The 3,049-nt window shown below is 63.7% G+C and carries 1 protein-coding gene and 1 pseudogene; both read right to left on the bottom strand.

What is annotated here, in order from left to right:
- The coding region (locus tag EN781_RS29675; protein WP_127400602.1) for a 2-oxoglutarate dehydrogenase E1 component at positions 1–2,657 on the bottom strand (2,657 nt) is incomplete at its 3' end.
- A gap of 146 nt (positions 2,658–2,803) precedes the next feature.
- Positions 2,804–3,049: pseudogene (locus tag EN781_RS29670) on the bottom strand (succinate--CoA ligase subunit alpha); the annotation flags it as partial.

Here is a 3,049-nt window from a genome sequence, read left to right as displayed (position 1 = left end):
TAATAGACCTTGCCCGAACACAGCACGACGCGGCGGATCTTGGAATCCTTGGTCAGCTTGATCGCCTGGTTCGGCAACAGCTGCGCGTCGTCCCACAACAGCCGGTGGAACGAGCTTTCGCCCGAAATCTCCGAAAGCGTCGACACCGCCCGCTTGTGGCGCAGCAGCGACTTCGGCGTCATCAGGATCAGCGGCTTGCGGAAATCGCGCTTCAATTGCCGGCGCAAGATGTGGAAGTAGTTGGCCGGCGTGGTGACGTTGGCCACCTGCATATTGTCTTCGGCGCAGAGCTGCAGGAAGCGCTCGAGCCTGGCCGACGAGTGCTCGGGTCCCTGGCCCTCATAGCCATGCGGCAGTAGGCAGACGAGCCCCGACATTCTGAGCCACTTGCGCTCGCCGGATGAGATGAACTGGTCGAACACCACCTGGGCGCCGTTGGCGAAGTCGCCGAACTGCGCTTCCCACAGCGTCAGCGCCTTCGGCTCGGCCAGGCTGTAGCCATATTCGAAGCCGAGCACGGCCTCTTCCGACAGCATCGAGTTGATGACCTCGTAGCCGGCCTGCGCCGCCGACAGATTGTTGAGCGGGATGTAACGCGTCTCGTCGCGCTGGTCGTAGAGCACCGAATGGCGCTGCGAGAAGGTGCCGCGCTCCGAGTCCTGGCCGGAGAGGCGGATCGGGTTGCCGTCGAGAAGGATGGCGCCGAAGGCCAGCGCCTCGGCCGTCGACCAGTCGATGCCTTCGCCGGATTCGATCGACTGGCGGCGGTTCTCGAGGAAGCGGACGATCGTCTTGTGCGCCTCGAAACCCTTCGGCACCTCGGTCAGCTTCTTGCCGATCTCCTTCAGCGTCTTGACCGGCACGGCGGTCTTGCCGCGCCGTTGCTCATCCTGGTTGTCGGCCGTGCGCAGGCCGGACCAGGCGCCGTCCAGCCAGTCGGCCTTGTTCGGCTTGTAGGACTGGCCAACCTCCCATTCGACTTCCAGATGCGCCCGCCAGTCGGCCTTCATCTTGTCGAATTCGGCCTGGGTGATGTGGCCCTCGGCGATCAGCCGGTCGGCATAGATCTGCACCGTCGTCTTGTGGGTGCGGATGGCGCGGTACATGATCGGCTGGGTGAAGGCCGGCTCGTCGCCCTCATTGTGGCCGAAGCGGCGGTAGCAGAACATGTCCACCACTACCGGCTTGTGGAACTTCATGCGGAACTCGGTCGCCACCTTGGCGCCGTGCACCACGGCTTCCGGATCGTCGCCATTGACGTGGAAGATCGGCGCCTCGATCATCTTGGCCACATCCGACGGATAGGGCGAGGAGCGCGAGAAGCGCGGATTGGTGGTGAAGCCGATCTGGTTGTTGATGATGAAATGCAGCGTGCCGGCAACGCGGTGGCCGCGCAGGCCGGACAAGCCGAGGATTTCGGCGATCACGCCTTGGCCGGCGAAGGCCGCGTCGCCGTGCAGCAGGAGCGGCATCACCTTGGCGCGTTCCGATAGCGGCACGATCTCGCCACGCTCGCGGCCGGCGAGCTGATCCTGCTTGGCGCGCGCCTTGCCCATCACCACCGGGTCGACGATTTCCAGATGCGAGGGGTTGGCGGTCAGCGACAGGTGCACCTTGTTGCCGTCGAACTCGCGGTCCGACGAGGCGCCAAGATGGTACTTGACGTCGCCCGAGCCCTCGACCTCGTCGGGTGCTGCCGAGCCGCCCTTGAACTCGTGGAAGATGGCGCGGTGCGGCTTGGCCAACACCTGGGAGAGCACGTTGAGGCGGCCGCGATGCGCCATGCCAAGCACGACCTCCTTCAGGCCGAGCTGGCCGCCGCGCTTGAGTATCTGCTCCAGCGCCGGGATCAGGGCTTCGCCGCCGTCGAGGCCGAAGCGCTTGGTGCCCTTGTACTTGACGTCGGCGAACTGCTCGAAGCCTTCCGATTCAATCAGCTTCTGCAGGATCGCCTTCTTGCCGGTCGCGGTGAAGGTGATCTCCTTGTCGGCGCCCTCGATGCGCGCCTGGATCCACGCCTTTTCTTCCGGATCGGAGATGTGCATGAACTCGACGCCGAGCGTCGAGCAGTAGGTGCGGGTGAGAATCTCCAGCATCTGCCGGATGGTGCCGAATTCGAGCCCGAGCACATTGTCGAGGAAGATCGGCCGGTCGTAATCGGCTGACGTGAAGCCGTAATTCTCGGGTGACAGCTCGTTATAGTCCTCGAGCGGCTTGGCGATGCCGAGCGGGTCGAGATTGGCATGCAAATGGCCGCGCATGCGGTAGGCGCGGATCATCATGATGGCGCGCACGGAATCGCGCGTCGCCTGGTGCACGTCGGCATCGGACAGGACGACGCCGTTGGTGACCGCCTTCTCCTTGACCTTCTTCTCGATCGCCTTTTCGACCAGGCCCCAATTGCCGTCGAGCGCCGACACCAGTTCGCCATTGGCCTGCATCGGCCAGGAGGGCTTGGCCCAGGAAGCGCCCTTGGCGTTCTTGCGAACGTCCGCGGCGTCGTCCTTCAGCGCCGCGAAGAAGTCCTGCCATTCGGGATTGACCGATTCAGGATCGTCCTCATAGGCGGCATAAAGCGCGTCGATATAGTCGGCATTGCCGCCATAGAGGAAAGAGGTGAGCGAGAATTGGTCGTTGGCCTGATCTTGTCGTGCCATGTCACTTGTCGGAGCCTGGCTCCGTCTCCTTTTCAGGGTGAATGGTGAATAGTGAGTGGTGAATGGTCAGCAGAAAACCCGGGACTTCCCTCGATTTTGCACCGCCACTCATCCGTACTTGCCATTCACTATTCACCATTCACTATTCACTGACCCTTGATCGCCTCGACCAGCGTCGTGCCGAGCCTTGCCGGCGACGGCGAAACCTTGATGCCGGCCGATTCCATCGCCGCGATCTTGTCTTCCGCGCCGCCCTTGCCGCCGGAGATGACCGCGCCGGCGTGGCCCATGGTGCGGCCGGCCGGTGCCGTGCGCCCGGCGATGAAGCCCGCCATCGGCTTCTTGCGGCCGCGTTTGGCTTCGTCCTTGAGGAACTGCGCGGCGTCTTCCTC

Origin of the sequence: Mesorhizobium sp. M4A.F.Ca.ET.090.04.2.1, assembly GCF_003999085.1 — a bacterium.
Lineage (GTDB): Bacteria > Pseudomonadota > Alphaproteobacteria > Rhizobiales > Rhizobiaceae > Mesorhizobium.
Note: the sequence above shows the minus strand (reverse complement) of the source record. Positions and strands in the feature narration are given on the sequence as shown.